Annotated in this window: 14 protein-coding genes; 11 read left to right on the forward strand and 3 right to left on the reverse strand. The window is 39.8% G+C overall.

The window, feature by feature from the left end; genetic code table 11:
* Positions 1-75: 75 nt before the first annotated feature.
* Entirely contained in the window at positions 76-1725 is a 1650-nt protein-coding gene (locus tag T344_RS0104030) for a transposase (protein WP_027627642.1), read from the reverse strand.
* A gap of 127 nt (positions 1726-1852) precedes the next feature.
* Complete coding sequence (locus T344_RS30230; RefSeq protein ID WP_027627643.1) at positions 1853-2074, reverse strand: helix-turn-helix domain-containing protein; 222 nt, start codon at positions 2072-2074, stop codon at positions 1853-1855.
* Positions 2075-2166: 92 nt separating this feature from the next.
* On the opposite strand from T344_RS30230, the gene T344_RS0104040 reads away from it, so the two are divergent.
* The 7 genes from T344_RS0104040 to T344_RS0104080 all read left to right on the forward strand — a co-directional run bounded on the left by T344_RS0104040 (position 2167) and on the right by T344_RS0104080 (position 10699).
* Entirely contained in the window at positions 2167-2421 is a 255-nt protein-coding gene (locus T344_RS0104040) for a helix-turn-helix domain-containing protein (RefSeq protein ID WP_027627644.1), read from the forward strand.
* A gap of 133 nt (positions 2422-2554) precedes the next feature.
* On the forward strand, positions 2555-3481 hold the full coding sequence (locus T344_RS0104045; protein ID WP_027627645.1) for an alpha/beta hydrolase: 927 nt from the start codon (positions 2555-2557) through the stop codon (positions 3479-3481).
* 463 nt (positions 3482-3944) lie between these two features.
* Positions 3945-5726: a cache domain-containing sensor histidine kinase gene (locus tag T344_RS29595; protein ID WP_051571560.1), complete on the forward strand. Its 1782-nt coding sequence runs from the start codon at positions 3945-3947 to the stop codon at positions 5724-5726.
* Positions 5719-7404, forward strand: coding sequence for a response regulator transcription factor (locus T344_RS0104065; RefSeq protein ID WP_027627646.1), 1686 nt, complete (start codon positions 5719-5721; stop codon positions 7402-7404). Before T344_RS29595 ends, T344_RS0104065 begins: the two co-directional genes overlap by 8 nt.
* 84 nt (positions 7405-7488) lie before the next feature.
* Positions 7489-8835 (forward strand): ABC transporter substrate-binding protein, encoded by a 1347-nt coding sequence (locus tag T344_RS27510; RefSeq protein ID WP_051571562.1) that lies wholly within the window; start codon positions 7489-7491, stop codon positions 8833-8835.
* 100 nt (positions 8836-8935) lie between these two features.
* A complete protein-coding gene (locus T344_RS0104075; RefSeq protein WP_027627647.1) occupies positions 8936-9820 on the forward strand; it encodes a carbohydrate ABC transporter permease in 885 nt (294 codons plus the stop codon).
* A gap of 3 nt (positions 9821-9823) precedes the next feature.
* Positions 9824-10699, forward strand: a complete 876-nt coding sequence (locus T344_RS0104080) for a carbohydrate ABC transporter permease (protein ID WP_340140757.1) — start codon at positions 9824-9826, stop codon at positions 10697-10699.
* A 25-nt stretch (positions 10700-10724) separates the two neighbouring features.
* Here the strand turns inward: T344_RS0104080 and T344_RS29600 are convergent, their stop codons facing one another.
* A complete protein-coding gene (locus tag T344_RS29600) occupies positions 10725-11552 on the reverse strand; it encodes an AraC family transcriptional regulator (protein WP_051571564.1) in 828 nt (275 codons plus the stop codon).
* A gap of 140 nt (positions 11553-11692) precedes the next feature.
* Here T344_RS29600 and T344_RS0104090 point away from each other — a divergent pair, with 140 nt between their 5' ends.
* The 4 genes from T344_RS0104090 to sufB all read left to right on the forward strand — a co-directional run bounded on the left by T344_RS0104090 (position 11693) and on the right by sufB (position 16761).
* Complete coding sequence (locus T344_RS0104090; protein ID WP_027627649.1) at positions 11693-13738, forward strand: beta-galactosidase; 2046 nt, start codon at positions 11693-11695, stop codon at positions 13736-13738.
* A 367-nt stretch (positions 13739-14105) separates the two neighbouring features.
* Complete coding sequence (locus T344_RS27520) at positions 14106-14600, forward strand: MarR family winged helix-turn-helix transcriptional regulator (RefSeq protein WP_162178019.1); 495 nt, start codon at positions 14106-14108, stop codon at positions 14598-14600.
* A gap of 2 nt (positions 14601-14602) precedes the next feature.
* Complete coding sequence (gene sufC / locus T344_RS27525; protein WP_084331104.1) at positions 14603-15355, forward strand: Fe-S cluster assembly ATPase SufC; 753 nt, start codon at positions 14603-14605, stop codon at positions 15353-15355.
* Positions 15355-16761, forward strand: coding sequence for a Fe-S cluster assembly protein SufB (gene sufB, locus T344_RS0104105; RefSeq protein WP_027627650.1), 1407 nt, complete (start codon positions 15355-15357; stop codon positions 16759-16761). The genes sufC and sufB overlap by 1 nt, the downstream gene beginning before the upstream one ends.
* Positions 16762-16770 lie beyond the last annotated feature (9 nt).

Below are 16770 nucleotides of genomic sequence, written 5' to 3' on the forward strand. Positions count from 1 at the left end.
TTTATACATAAAATTTTAGTGCGTTTGCGGGCTTTTTTCATTATAATTTTCCAATAAAAAAGAGTTTCCTCTTGTTTATACCTGCATTGCTTCTATTAATTTCTTTGTTCCTATGATATTTATTGCCCTTTTAATATTGTAGGCAAGAAAACCAAGGCCAATCTCGGCTGTGGCTTTTTCTTTTCCCTTACATAGAAGATAGTGTGCTCCATGATACCACTTGACTGTCCCGAAGGGATGCTCCGACAGGCACATTCGCTCTTTCATCTTGCTGGTATCTTTCTTTATCCTGAGGACTACTTTTGCTGCCGCCGCATAATTTTTTCTGTCTAGAGTATGATTGAAAGGATTGATGGGAACTTCAGCAGGAATTGAATTGAGTTTATGCTTTATATGTCCGTACATTTTAACAGGGACGTATTTAGTTTCAGGCCCAAAGCTTACCTCTTTCGGCTTTCTTGAGTCTGTGCACCGGTTAGGACATTGCCGGCAGGCTTCCTTGCTGCCATAGATTGTATTTTTTCCTCTAACCTTTTTCTTTGTCAATATATTCCCCATAGGACAGGTGACTGTACCGTCATCATTCAGTGAAAAGCAGCTTAAAACCGTCTGTCCCTGAATTTCCACTTCGATTACCGAGTTTTCATAACAAGCGGGAAGAACTCCAGCTTTGATGCATTTCTGCATGTCTTCCGGATTTGTAGAATTTTTGATATCTTCGGTAATTTCAGCTTCTTCGTAGTCGATATTGTAGAGTCTTTCGGTCTTGTCATACTTAAAGGCAACATTAGGGATGATCCCATTCATTACACATTTTTCTATGTCCTGTCTGCTTTCATACCCCTTGTCTGCTGTGACCTCAAGTGTTTGGACATCCAATTCCTGACGAGCTATATCTGCAACTTCCTTGAGAAGTCCCTGGTCATTGTTCTTGTTGGTGACCTCGTATCCTGCTATCAGGTGGCTTCCTTTGTCTACCGCCGTTTGCACATTGTAGCAGCAATTGAACCCGTCCTTGGTGTGCATCCTGTGAGCCTCAGGATCGGTTGTCAGAATCTGAGTTTCTCCGCTTTCAAAAAGTTCTTTTAAATAATCCTGATATTTTTCCTTGCGCAGGGTCAACTCACGGATGGCAGCTTTAACTTGTTCCGGTGAAGGCGCATTAGGTTCGGCTTCGTCATTGCTGTCCATCTGGGAAAGGTACTCTGCTATATGTTCATCTATTCTTTTTAGCTTCTTTTCTAGTATCTCTGCATTATATGTATTGTCCTTGCTGTTGACAGCCCTAAATTTTGAACCGTCTATGGCAAGAAGCTCCTTATGGTACAGTCCTAACTTTACGCAAAGCTTGACAAAGGCACTGAAAACATTTTTAAGAGCTTTCGGATTGTCTTTTCTGAAATCGGCAATCGTACGGAAATCAGGCGTCAGCTTGCCTAAAAGGTAAAACAGTTCAACATTCCTTGTGCACTCCGTCATAAGCTTTCTGCTGGTCCTTATCCTATTGAAATACCCGTATACATAAAGCTTGAGCAAATCTTTTGGATCATAGGCAGGTCGTCCTGTTTCCTTTGGAGTTGTATGAATGAAGCCTAGTTTAGATAAGTCGAGGCCATCGATAAAAGCGTCTATTACTCTTACTGGATTATCTTCTCCAATGTAATTCTCTATGCAATCCGGGAATAGTGCGATTTGATGGCGGTTTTGGCCTTGTATGTATTTCATGGCAAACCTCCGTAGTGGAATGTATTATTATGTATATATTATACCACATTTTTAGCCTGAAAGATTACATAAAAGCCTGATTTCGCTTACTTTTCAGCGTACTCTGTTTCCTACTCTGATATGCACATTAACGCCCATAAGGATTGGGGTTATTTGTTAAACCGATCAAATAATCTATACTTGTTTTATAGTGTAGTGCCAGGGTTATTAGATACCTGATCGGAATTTCCCTTTTTCCTGTTTCATAATTGCTATAAACACGTTGGTCAATGCCTAATAATTCAGCAACTTGTGTTTGTGTTAAATCGTTATCCTCTCGACAGTCTTTTAATCTCCGGTATACAGCCACTTTTACCACCTCAAAAGGAATTATATTTTACTATCAAAAGATAGTGTTTATTTTACTATCAAATTATAGTAAAATGTTATTGGGGTGATTATATGAGTCAAGAAGAACAATATTCGAGCGAAATTCAAGTCATGCGTGAAAACTTCAAATTTATGAGGGAAATACGGGGTTGGTCGATAAAAGAATTGTCGGTATTATCGGGGATACGTAAAAATGTACTGGAAGACATTGAAAATGGGAGGAATTTTGAAGTTGAGTATATATTCAAATTATCTGACTTTTATGGTATAGTACCTCATAAAATATTCACCAATAAAAAAGCGAGCGGCGAACATAATTTCCGTTAATAATGAAAGTATTCGAAGAAACTAAATTTAAAAGATGAGGCCGATTAGCTCAAAAATTATCTGTTTCAACTTAATGCGTAAAAGGTTATATTATTATATATAAGCGGAAACATTGATGACAAGGAGAATGTCCATGAGCAAATACAATATTCACAGTGACTTTAAAAAATATGAAAATACGAAACTTCCTTTATCTCCTTTGCTTTTACCTCTTATAAATATTTTCCTGTCAAAAAGCGTTAATAAAATAAAACCTGCCGAGGGTGTGAGATTGACAAAGGAAAAAATTACAGGCTATCAAAACGGATTGATTGAGCTGACAATTTACGCACCAAAGGATATCGATAAAAGCGCACCCTGCCTTATTTATTTTCACGGAGGAGCCTTTGCCCTCAAAGCGGCGCCTTATCACAAGAATTTAGTCTGCCAATATGCATTAAGGACACCCTGCAAAGTGATTTTCGTGGATTATAGATTGGCACCTAAATATGCTTTCCCTGTGGGTGTTGAAGATTGCTATGCCGCCTTTGAATGGGTTTGCAAAAACGCAGAAGTGCTTGGTATTGATAAAAATAAAATAGCTGTCGGAGGGGACAGTGCGGGTGGTGCGCTTGCTGCTGCCGTGAGTATTATGGCCCGCGATAGAAAAGCATCTGGAATATGTTTTCAAATGCTAATTTATCCTGTAACAGATGCAAGACAGATTACGAAATCCATTAAAAATTACATAGATACTCCTATGTGGAATTCAAAGCTTAATAAAAAAATGTGGGAATTGTATCTCAGAAATGGAGTGTATGGTAAAAGAGAATATGCATCTCCAATGGAGGCAGCTTCTTTTGAAAATTTACCGGATTCTTATATTGAAGTATCAGAATTTGACTGTTTAAACGACGAAGGAGTAAATTTTGCAGAAGCCTTGCAGTCAAGCGGAATTCATGTTGAATTGTATAAAACCGCAGAAACGGTTCACGGATTCGAGATTGCAGAAAAAAGCGAAATTGTAAGTCAGAGTGTGGCGAAAAGAATTTTGGCCTTGAAAAAAGCCTTTAAGCTTTGATTGTCAAGTTCCACTATCTTCACTTATTCTGAAGGCTGCCGGAAAACCGGCGAGTTTTTATTTTTAGGTGCGTCCAGCGAAGCTGGGGCATACTTCGAAGAATTCCTCCAAAGAGGGAGTAGGAGGAGTTCATAGTGTGTGCGTGGCGGTGCAGTTACCAGGCGGGTCAAAGTCCCGCTGAACTCCAGGTTACAGTTATAAAGGACAGGAAAAAACCCTGTAATTATTGCAGATACCGTAGAGAATACAAAAAAATGGAAAATGAGTATGTTTATCCGTATTAAGGGATCCCTTTATAATATCAAACATCAAATTTTAAAATAATATATCATTAAAAAAAATCCTTGTTTCATTTAATCTTAAATTGTGGTTCTATAGCTAATTTTTTAATTATTTGTTATATTTATATGTAATTAAAATATTTAGCTTAATCACAATAACTACTTGGCAAACAGGGGTAAATATGTATATAAAAAGAAGAAGTATGGCTTTTAAATATCTTTTAGCTTTTATATTAATTCTTGTTTTGCCGACAATTCTGATTGGCATCTTTATAAATAGTATTTACATGAATACTCTTATTAATAAATCCTCCCAGGCCCTTATGCAGGCACTCAGACAAATATCCATCGGAGTAAATAATGAGGTAACCAGGATATCACTTACTGCATCAACCATATCAAATGATGATGAAATAATGAGTATGGTAGACAGATGGCATAATTCTCAGGACATAAGTGAAAAGTTTGATCTTTCCGAACAGATAGATGCCAAGCTTAATTACCTTTTCAGCAATTCAGGGCAGGTCGAAACCATTATATTCCTTTTTGATGATGCTGGTATGTATAATTACAAGAATGAACCAATAATTTCCGAAGATAAAATAAAACAGATGGATTGGTATAAGCAATCCCGGCAGAATAAGGGACAGGTTAGAGTACATGGTACCCTTAAGAGCTTTACATACAATTCACTGCACCAGTATGTTATATCTGCTTCATACAGTCTGCCTGATTCGGATGACAGTGATGTAAATGCAATATATTTTGCATTCCGTGTGAACAATCTTGAAAGTTTTTACTCAGGGATTAAAATTGCAAATAAAGGTCAAATGCTGATTGTAGACAATAAAAATCAAATACTGGCTTCAAGTAACAGCGAAATAATCGGAAAATATGTTAGTGAAATCGGCTTTTCTGACAGCAATGTTCCCGAAGGGACTAGTATCTTGATACTCAATAAAAATAAAGAGTTGGTTTCCTCGGAATCCATAAAAAAAATTGGCTGGAAGGTAATAAATATTACGCCATATGAGGAACTTACCGAAGAAGTTCAAAAAGCCTCAATGACAGTGGTTTTCATCATTATTGTACTGCTTTTGCTCTTTATGGTGTTCTCCCTTACATTTTTCAGGGAAATCATTATTCCTATAAACAGCCTGATGAAAAAAATGAAAAACGTTGAAAAGGGAAACTTTGACGAGGCTATTGAAATTAAGAGCAGTAATGAATTGTATCAGTTGGGAGAGTCCTTTAACAGAATGGTGCGGCAGGTTAAATTTCTGATTATTGAAAGGGATTTGAAGGAACGCCAGAGAAACCAGGCCGAGATTGAGGTGCTTCAATCACAGATTAACCCTCATTTTCTGTCAAATACATTGAACTCCATCAGGTTAATGGCTATGATTGCAAAAACAGACAGTATAAAAAATATGACTAATGCTCTTATAAAGCTGCTTCAGGCATCCTTTGCCAAAAGAGGCAAATTTATTTCTGTTTCAGAGGAGCTTGAGAATCTGGAAAGTTATTTGCACATAATGAAAGTCAGATTTGGAGATAAATTTGATACTTTTTTTGAAATCGAGGAGGAAGTAAAAGGATATTCAGTTCTAAGGCTTATACTGCAGCCCATAGTTGAAAATTCAATTCTTCATGGAGTCAGCGAACTGGACAATAAGGGTCTGATAACTGTAAAGGGATATAAAAAGGAACACAAATTGTATTTTGAAATAGAGGACAACGGAGTAGGAATGACACAGGAACAAATTGAAAAGCTGTTGGAGGATAGTGAATCAAATTCTAAAGGCTTTAGCAGCATCGGTATAAAAAATGTTGACCGGCGTATCAAGCTTAATCATGGAAATGAATTTGGTTTGTTTATTGAAAGTGAACCCGGATCATATACAAGAATTACAATTCATTTACCTGCCATGGTGAAAAAAGAGGGGGAATTATCCTATGTATAAAATAATGCTTGTAGAGGATGAACCCATTGTCAGACTGGCAATCAAATCACTTATTAATTGGGAGGAAAAAGGTTTCTATATAGAGTATGAGGCTTCAAACGGAAAGCAGGCCTTAAAGCTGCTTGAAGAGAATCCGAACATAGATATAATCGTTACAGATATCAATATGCCCATAATGGATGGGTTGGAATTCATATCTGAAGTGGTTAAAAGGAAATCTGAGACTGAAATTATTGTACTCAGCTCCTATAATGACTATGATTGGGTAAGAAAGTCCTTTAAGTTTGGAGTAAATGATTATATTCTGAAGACTGAAATGGAACCTGAAGGGATTTTGGACATTGTAAAGAGTGTTGCGTCTAAAATAGAGAAAAGGAAGAACTCCCTGATTAATAGAAAAGACGGGTACAGGGGAGAACTGGATTTACGGTTCCAAAAAGATATTTTTCTCAGGGAGTTGCTGGAGAATGGCAGTATAGAGAGCTTTTATGAAAAAAATTCCGAAAAACCTCTGAAGCTTTACAGAAACTGTATTGCAATATGCTATCTGTGGATTGATGATTATCAAACCATAAAAGATAGGTATGTGAATAACTCTCTTAAGGCATTTACACAGTCGGTTATCAACTCCATTGATCAGGTTTTGAATGACACCAATACCGGTGAAGTACTTTGTCAGTCACCTGAAGAATTTATCCTTTTTATGGCTTTTGACGAAACAAGCCAGAAGCAGGTCCGGAACAAACTGGTTGAAATAGTAGGCCGTATCCAATATTCTCTGAAAAACTATGTTAATATAAGTGTTTCGGTGGGTATCAGTGATATAAGAAGTAACAATGAGAAAATAGGCAATCTGTTTGAGCAGGCCAAGCAAAACGTTAAGTTAAGGTTTATTGTGGGAAAGGGGAAAATGATTTTTCCCGAAACAGTAAATACAATAATGTGGAGAAATAATGAAAATAGTATTAAGAATAATCATAGAAAGGAATCAATTATCGGAAAGGAAGCCGATTTTCTGAGAGAGCTGGGAACTGTTGAAGAAGTAAAGACCTTTTTTGAGCTGGAAAAGCTTTTTGCTGTTATAAGGCTCAACAACAGCAATAAAATTGAGAAGCTTTATTCGGGATATATGGAACTGATTTTTGTAACCATAAGCTATTTAAGCAAAATAGGTAAGGAGACCGAAGCTGTTTTCGGTACTGAAATTGATTTTTATGAAAAGATTTTAAGATTTGAAACCCAGGATGAAATTGAAAACTGGATAAAAAACATGATTTCTTGGATACTGAATTACTTAAAGGAATGTAAAACCTCGAAGCCAAACCGGTTAATTGCAAACGCAAAGCATTTTATACAAATGAATTATGCCAATTCGGGATTATCGCTGAAAATGGTAAGTGAATTTGTTGAATTAAGTGAAAGCCATTTTAGTACCACTTTCACCAAAGAGGTGGGAGAAACCTTTACCGATTACCTTACAAGACTCAGGCTTGATAAGGCTAAAGAACTCATAGCCAACACAAATCTGAAGCTGTATGAAATATGTGAGCGGGTAGGATATACCAATGCCGAACATTTCAGCCGTATTTTTAAAAAAGTTGTAGGCTGCAGTCCTAAAGATTATAAAAAAACAGATTTACCAAATGAAATATCAAATAATCAAAAGATTAATCATTAATTATCATATGGTGAATGGATATAATTTAATCATAAAAGATGCCTTGCAAAAAGGGTTAAATGTATTAAATTTTGAGGAGGTTATATGAAAATTAATGGTTTGAAAAAGCATATTCTAATGGCGTTGGCCGTATGTGTAGTTACCAGCTCGGTACTTGCGGGCTGTGGAAGCAAGTCCGAAGATTCAGCTGCATCGGTAAGTTCTTCAGGTTCACAGGCTGTGGCTTCCGAATCTGCACCGGCTCCAACCGGAGAACCTGTAACTATCAAGTATATGGTATTCTCAACAGAGGCAAATGATTCTTACACAAAGCTGGATCTTGTAGGTTCTTTTAAAAAAGTGAAACCCAATATTACAGTAGAAATTGAAAAGGTAAAAGACTCGGGAGAGTTTGAAAATGCCCTTAAAATCAGAAAAGCTGCTAATGAATTACCTGATATTATGCCTATGAAGGCGTACATGCTGGCCGATTTCAAGGATGCTCTGGCACCGTTGAATGATATCGAAGCTGCTAAAATTAATATGTACGCCGACAAGTTTGCAATTGACGGAAATATCCTTGGAGTTCCTGAATGTATGTTCAATGAATTTGTATGGTATAAAAAGAGCATATTCCAGGAATACAACTTACAGGTACCAAAGACCTGGGACGAATTCATAAATGTATGCAACACTATTAAAGCAGGCAATAAATACATACCGATACTCATGGGTGGTAAGGATGCATGGCCTGATTATCCTTTCAATGAATATATGCCTGCTTTGGAAGCAAATGACGGAGCAATCTGGAATACAATGGCGGGTATGGACGAACCCTTCTCAAAGGATAAGCCTTTCTATATAGCTTACTCAAAGATCCAGAAGTTATATGATGCAAAACCTTTTGGTTCAGATCCATTAGGAGCAGGTTTTGACCAGGTTAAGACAATGTTCGGTTCAAAGGGTGCGATGATTGCAGCAGGAGCATGGTTCCTGGGAGATGCTAAGAAGGCAGTGTCAGATACAAATGATATAGGTACCTTCTTCCTGCCTGTAAAGAACAGTACAAGTGATAAACTGAACACTATAACTACAGTTGACGGCTTCTTTGCTACACCTAAAGACGGAAAGAACCTGGAAGCTTCAAAAGAATTTATAAACTTCCTGTTCAGCAAGGATTTCTATTCTGCATACATGAAAGACAGAGGACTGGTTTCAGTTGTAAAGGATTTGAAGGTTGAACTTGATCCTGTACTCCAACAGGCTTATGATGCTGAACCTGATGTAAACTTTGTGGTTTATGACGGTGGTAATTCAGATTTCCAGAAAATTCAGGCTGCTACAAAGTTTGATGTTAAGAAGATGGGCCAGGAAATGATGGCTGGCAAGAATCTCGACAAAATGATGGAAGACTTGAATAAAGCATGGAAAGCTGCCAGAGCAAGTAAATAAATCGATTATATAACTGTTAAAAGGCGGCCGAGAGCTGATTGATAAAAGCAAAAAGCTCAAAGCCGCCTTTTATATATATAAGTTAGGAGATGATAGCACTATGAACACCTTGGCTGTTCAAAAACGTATATTTATTGTATGCTTTCTATTTATTCCTGTCATTCTATTGTTAATGTTTGTAGTATATCCGGCAATTCAACTTTTTATTAACAGTTTAACCAGCTGGGATGGAATAAGTGCTGCTAAAGAATTTATAGGATTTAAAAATTACAAGGAAATGATATTTAATTCCGGAGATGTATGGATATCATTAAAGAATAATGGTATATACTTCTTAGTACATTTGTTGTTTATACCCTTGGAACTTATGATCGCAATAATATTAGACAGCAGGATTAAAGCAAAGGGTTTTTTTAAAACAATAACTTTTTTACCTTATGTAGTAAACGGAGTTGCAATAGCATACGCATTTTCATTTTTCTATAGTCCTTATAACGGGGCGTTGAATGAAATGCTTAAGGCTGTGGGTTTGGAATGGGCACAGCAGAATTGGCTGAGCAACGAGAAAATAGTTAATTTTTCTCTTGTTGTAATATCACTGTGGAGATTTTCAGGTTTCCATGTAGTTCTGTTCCTTGCAGGACTGCAGTCCATACCAAAGGATATATTGGAAGCCGCAGTTATAGACGGTGCCAATGCTTCTCAGAAATATGCGAAAATTATTGTACCAAGCATAGCTCTTGTAATTGATTTTGTTCTTTTCCAGAACATGAGAGGAGCTTTGCAGGTATTTGACATACCCTTTCTGGTTACCCAGGGGGGACCGGGATACGCCAGCAGCACCTTTACCCTGTATACCATAGACACGGCATTTTCTTACAATAACTTTGGTATGGCTTCTTCAATGGGTGTAACCCTCTTGATAATGATAATAATACTGAGCTGGATACAAAAGGGTCTATTCAAGAAAGTTGGGAGGGGATAATTTATGAAGCTTCAAAATTCAGTGGGTACGGTAAAACCTTCTGTAATAAATGGTAAACATGTCAGGATAACTAGTGTTCTCAGTTACATCATAATGTGCATAATCACGGTAATTGTATTTTTGCCCATTATAATTACAGTTTTCGCATCTTTTAAGACGGCGGCCCAGATCGGCATTGATTTCCCGTTGAAGATGCCTTCCTTTAGCTATCTGGAGAACTATATCACAGTTTTTACAAGGGGTAAGATCCTTCTGGGTTTTAAAAATTCGGTTTTAATTGTGGTTGTAAGTCTTGTTCTCAATACCTTTCTGGGTTCAATGACTGCTTTTACACTGAACAGATTTAATTTCAGATTCAAAAAGGTAATAATGGCCTTGTTTGTCATCGGTATGGTAATACCTGTATATGTTACCGAAATAGCAAGATTTCCGCTGCTGCACTCACTTGGGGTTTACAATACCATGTTTGCACCCATTATAATTTATGCGGCAACAGATCTTATGCAAATTTATATTTATACTCAGTTTGTAGAAAAAATTTCGGTATCGTTAGATGAAAGTGCAATGCTGGACGGCTGCTCATATTTCGGAATATTCTTCAGAATAATCTTTCCTCTGCTGCTTCCGGCTACCGCTACTCTTGGTATCATAAAAGCAGTGGATATAATGAACGACATGTATATTCCATATCTGTATATGCCCTCAAGCAAATTAAGAACCATGACCACAACGCTGATGGATTTCAGCAGCTCAAGAGCAGGTTCCTGGGAGATATTGAGTGCTGCAATTATAGTAGTACTCATACCTACGGTTTTTATCTATATAGTGTTTCAGAAGTTTATCTTTGCAGGAATTGTCGCAGGTGCTGTAAAGGAGTAATATTTATCCGGAACCGGGAGGCTGTTTAAGTACGCAGCCTCTTTTTGAATTCCAGGGGCGAACATCCCTCATACTCCTTAAAGGTGGCACAGAAATAACTTGTATCATTATAACCCACCATTTCTGCAATTGTTTTGACAGTATAATCATTGCTGTTTAAAAGTAATTCCTTGGCACATTTGAGCCTGTAGCGGGTTACATATTCAAAGGGCCGCATGTTGTAAGCCTGCTTGAACAGTCTGCACAAATGCTGGGGAGTGACATTGATAATAGAAGAGAGATCTTCCAGTGTGATACAAATGCCGTAATGGTTTTCTATATATTCTGTTACTGTCTGAAGCTGATTTTTTATAAAAGGCTTTAACTGATAAGTACTCTCATTTATATTTGATTTCAGTAAAATCAAAAACTCATACAGAAGAACCGATGAATTATGATTACTGTAAAAATCTTTGAGAGCAGCAATTTCACAGGTCCTATCCAGATGACTTTCAACTGCAGTTTGATTTCCAAGAGTAAATACGGTCCAATCGCCGTGGAATATGTTGCGGCACAGTTCACTTACCGCATAACCCTCGAAGGTTATCCAATAGGTCTTCCATGCCCCGCCTGCAGAATAATATTCATGTGGGACTTTGGGTGTGAAAAAGGACCCCGAACCGGGTTTTAAGGTAAATTCCTTCCCGTCTATGATGAGTTTTCCTTCTCCTGAGCAGGTATGGAGATAATGAAATTCAGGATAACCTTCCGGGCGGGTTATATGTTCCTGGCTGTCCTGAATTCCGACACTTTTGATATAGAACGGAAGTTTACTGTCATTTTCAGATATAATAGGAAAAACTAGAACACTCATTTGTTTTCTCCCTGTTAAAATAATTATATATTATATTAATATTATATGATTTATAAAGCAATTAAGACAATATATACTTGTAATATAATTATAATTCATTTTTTTATTTTCATAATAATAAATGTTAAGGAGGAAGAATTATGCTTAATTTTCCGGGAGTTATGTACGGAGGGGATTATAATCCCGACCAATGGCCTGAAGAAATCTGGGAAGAGGATATGAGACTTTTTAAAAAAGCAGGAATAAATATTGTTACCCTGCCGGTATTCAGTTGGGCAAAGCTTCAACCCAATGAAGAGACCTACGATTTTGGATGGCTGGACAAAATAATGGATTTGGTAGCCAGAAGTGGAATGAAAGTTTGTCTGGCAACCTCAACTGCAGCTCAGCCGGCCTGGATGTCAAAAAAATATCCAGAGATGCTGCCTGTTGATATAACAGGTCATAAAAGAACACATGGCGGAAGGGTTAATTTCTGTCCGAACAATAAAACCTACAGAAAATATTCCGTTGCCCTAGCTGAGCAGCTTGCAAAGAGATACAAAGATCATCCGGCACTGTTTATCTGGCATATCGGAAATGAATACGGTGTGTACTGCTATTGTGAACACTGTGCCCAGGAGTTCAGAGAATGGGTAAGGGCAAGATACGGTACAATTGAAGAAGTTAACAAGAGATGGAACATGAGCTTCTGGGGACATACAGTATATGACTGGGATGAAATTGTACCGCCTTCATATCTGAACGAAATGTTCAAAGATACCTGGAACGGTTATCCCAGGGACAGCACCTGTTTCCAGGGAATATCCATAGACTATAACAGATTTATGTCCGATTCTTCACTTGCATGTTATAAAGGCGAATTTGATGTAATAAGAAAAATAACCCCAAATGTGCCCATTACAACAAATCTAATGGGAACCTTCAAACCATTGGATTATTATAAGTGGGCAGAAAATATGGATATAGTATCCTGGGATAACTACCCTTCAATGAATGACCCTGAGAGTAATATAGCATTAAGACATGATCTGATGAGAGGCCTGAAAGACGGACAGCCTTTTATGCTGATGGAGCAGACCCCCAGCCAGCAGAACTGGCAGCCTTTCAACAGCCTGAAAAGGCCGGGGGTTATGAGGCTCTGGAGCTATCAGGCTATGGCTCATGGTGCTGATACAATTATGTTCTTCCAGCTGAGACGTTCTTTTGGTGCCTGTGAAAAATATCATGGAGCTGTAATAGAGCATGCAGGACATGAAAACACCAGAGTATTCAGAGAATGCACCCAGCTTGGGGAAGAGTTGAAAAAGCTTGGTGACAAGCTTATTGGTGCAAGACTTAAATCACAGGTTGCAATCATGTTTGATTGGGATAACTGGTGGGCGGTGGAGTTTTCAAGCGGTCCGACCATATATCTTAAATATATTGAACAGATAGAAAAATATTATAAGGCTTTCTATTGCATGAATATATCTGTTGATTTCATAAAGCCTACAGCTGACCTGTCACGGTATAAGGTTGTGCTGGCACCCGTGCTTTATATGGTAAAACCGGGAGCAGCTGATAATATAACCGATTTTGTTAAAAAGGGAGGTACTTTTGCAACGACCTTCTTCAGCGGTATTGTAAATGAAAATGATCTTGTTACCTTGGGGGGATATCCGGGTGAATTAAGAGAGGTACTTGGAATCTGGGCTGAAGAGATTGATGCTTTATTCCCGGGGAATAAAAATAGAATTGTTGTTAAAAAGCCTTATGGCGAAATAAGCGGTACTTATGAATGCGGACTTTTATGTGACCTTATACACCTTGAAACAGCCTGTGAAATAGCTTCATATGGTCAGGATTTCTACGCCGGAATGCCTGTTGTTACAGAAAATGAGTTTGGAAGCGGAAAGGCTTATTATATAGCCTCAGACCCTGAACAAGGCTTTATTGACAGCTTTTTCAAGCAGATATGTATTGACAACGGAATTGCATCAGCATTGGACGCCGGAAGGGGAGTGGAAATTACAGAAAGATTTAAGGGAGACCTTAAATATACTTTTATTCTCAACCACAATCCGCATGCTGTCAGTGTTAACCTTTGGGATGAAAAATACCATGATCTCATTACGGGCAGTGATATGGAAGGTGCGGTCACACTTGAGGCCAAGGGTGTAGCAATATTGGAGAGCAAGGTTTAATAAAAGTATTACCCCTCAGCTTAATAACGTAACAGGACTTCAAAATATAACTCTCAGCAAGGCACGAAATAGTGCTGAACTGAGGGTTATACCAAAATTGCAGGAAAGTGGATAGAAAATAGACTGATTGATGCAGGTTTTCTCGAATATTTGAATGATTCTATACATGGAAAATGTGCATATATGAATAATTAGCGAGGGAAATATGCCGTCAATATACTTTAGTAGCTAAAGTATATTGACGGCATATTTTATAGGAGCTATAATAAATTCGTAGGTAAAACTAAAATGAATATTGAAACACCGTGAATATAATGGTTTTGGATATGTTTTAGTGATGAAGCAATTCGGAGGAAGGGACGAAAATATGGAATGTAAACTAATTGGCGGCTTGCTTGATATTGTCGGCATTGTCGTGGAGGAACAGAGACGTCCGCGAAAATATAATGAAACCCATCTGTTATATCATGCAGAGATGAACCTGATTGAGGCAATCCATGAGAATCCCCAGGCGAATGCTCGTATACTGTCGGAAATTCTGGACATCACACAGGGCGCAGTTACACAGGTTACGGGCAAGCTGTTCAAAAAGAAGCTGATTGAGCAGTATACCATGCCGGGGAACAAAAAGGAGAAGTATTACAGGCTAACTACGGAAGGTGGGCGGATAAGGCGGGGGCATCAGGAGTATCACAAGGAAGCGAATCAAAAATTATGCCAGTATTTTTGCTCTCTCAGTGATGCCGACGCCAAGGTGATTTTTGACTTTTTGGAAAAGATAAAAGAATGTATGCCGGTCAGTGAATTTGCCTGCCGGTCGGATGCTGGCTGCAGGAGCAGCGTAGAGAGAAAGAAGGAATGAGCATGCTTACAATTTCAGGATTAAAAGCCCGCGTGGGTGCTAACGATATTCTTAAGGGACTTGATTTGACAATAAATGCCGGTGAAACTCATGTCATCATGGGACCAAACGGCGCGGGGAAATCCACGCTGGCCAATGTCATCATGGGACACCCGGATTATGTGGTGACACAGGGCAGCATCGTATTTGACGGTGAGGACATCACCGACGCCAAAACGGATGAGCGGGCAAAAAAGGGACTTTTTATGACCTTTCAAAATCCCGAAGAAGTTGCCGGCATCACAGTTGAAAGCTTTTTACGGACGGCGAGGTTTGCTGTCACGGGCAAGAGCGAACGGGCGTGGGACTTTCACAAAGAGTTGCTGACACTCATGGAGCGTCTGGATTTTGACGAGAGTTATGCCGCACGGCATCTGAATATTGGGTTTTCGGGCGGCGAAAAGAAGAAAAACGAAATATTGCAAATGCTGGCGCTTCGCCCAAAGCTGGCAATCCTGGACGAAACCGATTCCGGACTGGATGTTGATGCAGTCAAGACGGTATCAGAAGGTGTGCGGGGCTATAAAAATGAAAAAAACGCGTTGCTGATTATCACTCACAGCACGAAAATTTTAGAAAATATTAAGGTGGACGCCGTTCACATTTTGGTTGACGGTCAGATTGTCAAAAATGGAGGCGCTTCGTTGATTGACGAGGTGAACCATAGCGGATTCACGGCTCTCACCCCCTCCAAATCAATCGAGGGGGTGTCGTGATGGAGCGAAAAAAAACACAGGTCGCGGAGATCAATCGCAGCGCCTATGATACCCCGAACCCGGAAAACGCTGCGTACAAGGTATCGAAAGGTCTGACCGCTGAAATTGTCACCGATATTTCCTTGGGAAAGAACGAGCCGCACTGGATGCTGGAGCACCGTTTGCGTTCCCTGGAGGTTTACGGGCGGACTTCTTTGCCAAGCTGGGGGCCGAGCCTCCATGAACTGGACATGGATCAGGTTGTAACCTATGTGCGCCCGAACACCGGGATGACAAATGATTGGGACGAGGTTCCCGACGAAATAAAGCAGACCTTTGACCGGCTGGGCATCCCAGAAGCGGAGAAGCTATCCCTCTCCGGCGTGGGGGCGCAGTATGATTCCGAGGTTGTCTATCATAGCATCAAGGACGAAATGCGCCGGCAGGGTGTGATTTACACCGATATGGACACCGCCCTCCATGAGTATGAGGAGGTCGTGAGAAAACATTTCATGAAGCTGATTCCAGCCGCGTCCCACAAATTCGCGGCGCTGCACGGAGCAGTCTGGTCAGGGGGTTCCTTTGTGTATGTTCCGAAAGGCGTTGAAGTCAGTATGCCGCTGCAATCCTATTTCCGGCTGAACGCGCCGGGTGCGGGGCAGTTCGAGCATACGCTGATTATTCTGGAGGAAGGCGCAAGGCTGCAGTTTATCGAAGGCTGCTCCGCTCCGAGGTACAACGTACTGAATCTGCATGCAGGCTGTGTGGAGCTTTATGTGGGCCAGGGCGCCACGCTCCGGTATTCCACCATCGAAAACTGGTCGAGGAATATGATGAACCTCAATTCCAAGTGCGCGGCAGTAGAAAAAAACGGTGCGATTGAGTGGGTTTCCGGCACGTTCGGCTCCCACATAACCATGCTGTACCCCACCAGCATTTTACGGGGAGAAGGCGCGAGGAGCGAGTTTACAGGTATCAGTTTCGCAAGTGCCGGGCAAGAATTGGATACCGGTACAAAAGTTGTCCATGCTGCGCCGAACACATCCTCAATGGTGAGTTCAAAGTCTATCTCCAAAAACGGCGGGAAGGCGATCTACCGCAGTGCCATTACCGTTCTGCCCGAGGCCAAAAACAGCAAATCCAGCGTTAGCTGCGAATCCCTTATGCTGGACAGCGACAGCCGCTCCGACACGATACCCGTCATGGATATAAGAAATGACGAGGTGGACATCGGCCATGAGGCAAAGATCGGGCGAATCAGCGAGGAAACGGTTTTTTACCTGATGACGCGGGGCATTGGCGAAAATGAGGCGAAAGCGCTGATTGTACGGGGTTTTGTGGAACCGATCGCCAAAGAGCTTCCGCTGGAATACGCCGTGGAAATGAACAGGCTGGTGACGTTGGAATTTGAGGGCAGCATCGGTTAGGAGGCTGAA

Source organism: Ruminiclostridium cellobioparum DSM 1351 = ATCC 15832 (assembly GCF_000621505.1).
GTDB lineage: Bacteria > Bacillota > Clostridia > Acetivibrionales > DSM-1351 > Ruminiclostridium > Ruminiclostridium cellobioparum.

Excerpts from the sequence above, each read along its gene's own strand:
- T344_RS0104030 (WP_027627642.1), bottom strand. The coding sequence starts at position 1,725 with ATGAAATACATACAAGGCCAAAACCGCCATCAAATCGCACTATTCCCG.
- T344_RS0104040 (WP_027627644.1), top strand. The coding sequence starts at position 2,167 with ATGAGTCAAGAAGAACAATATTCGAGCGAAATTCAAGTCATGCGTGAA.
- T344_RS0104045 (WP_027627645.1), top strand. The coding sequence starts at position 2,555 with ATGAGCAAATACAATATTCACAGTGACTTTAAAAAATATGAAAATACG.
- T344_RS29595 (WP_051571560.1), top strand. The coding sequence starts at position 3,945 with ATGTATATAAAAAGAAGAAGTATGGCTTTTAAATATCTTTTAGCTTTT.
- T344_RS0104065 (WP_027627646.1), top strand. The coding sequence starts at position 5,719 with ATGTATAAAATAATGCTTGTAGAGGATGAACCCATTGTCAGACTGGCA.
- T344_RS27510 (WP_051571562.1), top strand. The coding sequence starts at position 7,489 with ATGAAAATTAATGGTTTGAAAAAGCATATTCTAATGGCGTTGGCCGTA.
- T344_RS0104075 (WP_027627647.1), top strand. The coding sequence starts at position 8,936 with ATGAACACCTTGGCTGTTCAAAAACGTATATTTATTGTATGCTTTCTA.
- T344_RS0104080 (WP_340140757.1), top strand. The coding sequence starts at position 9,824 with ATGAAGCTTCAAAATTCAGTGGGTACGGTAAAACCTTCTGTAATAAAT.
- T344_RS29600 (WP_051571564.1), bottom strand. The coding sequence starts at position 11,552 with ATGAGTGTTCTAGTTTTTCCTATTATATCTGAAAATGACAGTAAACTT.
- T344_RS0104090 (WP_027627649.1), top strand. The coding sequence starts at position 11,693 with ATGCTTAATTTTCCGGGAGTTATGTACGGAGGGGATTATAATCCCGAC.
- T344_RS27520 (WP_162178019.1), top strand. The coding sequence starts at position 14,106 with ATGGAATGTAAACTAATTGGCGGCTTGCTTGATATTGTCGGCATTGTC.
- sufC (WP_084331104.1), top strand. The coding sequence starts at position 14,603 with ATGCTTACAATTTCAGGATTAAAAGCCCGCGTGGGTGCTAACGATATT.
- sufB (WP_027627650.1), top strand. The coding sequence starts at position 15,355 with ATGGAGCGAAAAAAAACACAGGTCGCGGAGATCAATCGCAGCGCCTAT.